Annotated in this window: 1 protein-coding gene, 1 tRNA gene and 1 pseudogene; 1 reads left to right on the forward strand and 2 read right to left on the reverse strand. The window is 41.2% G+C overall.

The window, feature by feature from the left end; all coding sequences use genetic code 11:
• A pseudogene (locus B7Y67_RS17935) lies at positions 1-310 on the forward strand (MBL fold metallo-hydrolase); the annotation flags it as partial.
• 96 nt (positions 311-406) lie between these two features.
• Here B7Y67_RS17935 and B7Y67_RS17940 read toward each other — a convergent pair.
• Together B7Y67_RS17940 and B7Y67_RS17945 are read right to left on the reverse strand one after the other, a co-directional pair.
• A tRNA-Phe gene (locus B7Y67_RS17940) sits at positions 407-482 on the reverse strand.
• A 164-nt stretch (positions 483-646) separates the two neighbouring features.
• Positions 647-1,252 carry a hypothetical protein gene (locus B7Y67_RS17945; protein WP_293599796.1) on the reverse strand — a complete coding sequence of 202 codons (606 nt, stop codon included), beginning with the start codon at positions 1,250-1,252 and terminating at the stop codon, positions 647-649.
• Positions 1,253-1,453: the final 201 nt, after the last annotated feature.

Genomic DNA, 1,453 nt, shown 5'->3' on the forward strand with positions numbered 1-1,453 from the left:
GTTAGGAGTTTTGCCGCAAAGTAATGCCTCAACATGGTTAGATGCTTTTAATCAGATTGAATCTATTAATCCAAAGGTAATTGTTCCTGGACATGGCAATATTTGCGATCTAAACAAAGCAAAGAGACAAACAGGCGACTATCTGAAGTTTCTTGTTGATGGAACAAAAAAATACGCTGAGGAAATGGCGGGTGTTGAAGCCGCCGTTAAGGGCTTATCAAATGCCCCCCAATTTGAAAAGTTAGCGAACTTTAATGAACTACACAAAGGAAATATCAGCAGAACATATCTTAGGTTAGAGGCCCAGTAAATGTCGTTTAAAACGACAGCGACAGGCAAAGTCGAACTGCGTTAATGCTTTAGCTAACAAATGAAAAAACCACCCGAAGGTGGTTTTAGTATTTCTTGGTGGCCCGGGACGGAATTGAACCGCCGACACAAGGATTTTCAATCCTCTGCTCTACCGACTGAGCTACCAGGCCAAGAGCTAAGATTATAGCGGAACTGTTTTTACGCTGTCTAAATGTAGGGAACTGTAGCTAACTCTTGTAAAAAACTACTGATCCTGCGGCTTGGTGGGGATTTTCTATCCTGTTTGACGGTGGGCAACTCAGTTCATATGGCAGAGATGTGAGAATCCTCTGTCTTATCCCTCATTCCAACTTAATTCAGCCTCAAATCCATTTGCATCCATGCCCGAATAATTTATTTCCAGCGGTTTGCCGTCATAGGCAAAACTTGAAATTACGGCATTTCCTTCTACATCACAAAAATCAACAGTCAGTTTTCTAGGCTCAAACTGCTCCACCTCAATAATCTGATCTATGAATACCCCTTTTTGCCAAATCCTCCAAAAAACAAAAGCACCAGTATTAGCTTCTGTGAATGGGGCATACAACTCATCAGCATTATCTATTGGCCAGTCTTCAGTGCAATCCTCTGGATCTTTGTATTTGTCTAGATATTCACCATAAGAACCAGCAAAGAATACTTTTCCGTCCTCGTCCTTTATCTCAATAGATATTGAGTCTTCGTACAAACCAAAAACATGCCCCACATCATCATATTGGTCATAGTAGCCATCAATCCCCGCCCCCTCAGGAACGACTAGATCTTCATCAAGATTCTGCTGCAAAGCATCAGACAAATATTCTTCATTATCTGAATCAGACCAAAATTCATACTGTTCATCGGTTATTGAGCCGCACCCAAAATCACCGCCACTTCCAGAAATAACAATTGAATATTTCATAGAGCACCTTGTAGATATTTGAATTACTTTACTACCTTTTTATTTTTATTAGCTCAGCTTGCCCAACCTTTATCTTCTGCCTAGCCCGTTCAGCTTTTATAGCCTCCTGATCTCGTTTGACACGATCTTTCATTGATTTAAGTCTAGCTTGCTCGGGGCTTAGGGGCTTGATTGGGGCTATTTCGTCGAATCTCATAGCTA

The organism is Polynucleobacter sp. 35-46-11, assembly GCF_002281105.1.

Coding starts and splice junctions, on each gene's coding strand:
- B7Y67_RS17945 (WP_293599796.1), bottom strand. CDS start 1,252: ATGAAATATTCAATTGTTATTTCTGGAAGTGGCGGTGATTTTGGGTGC.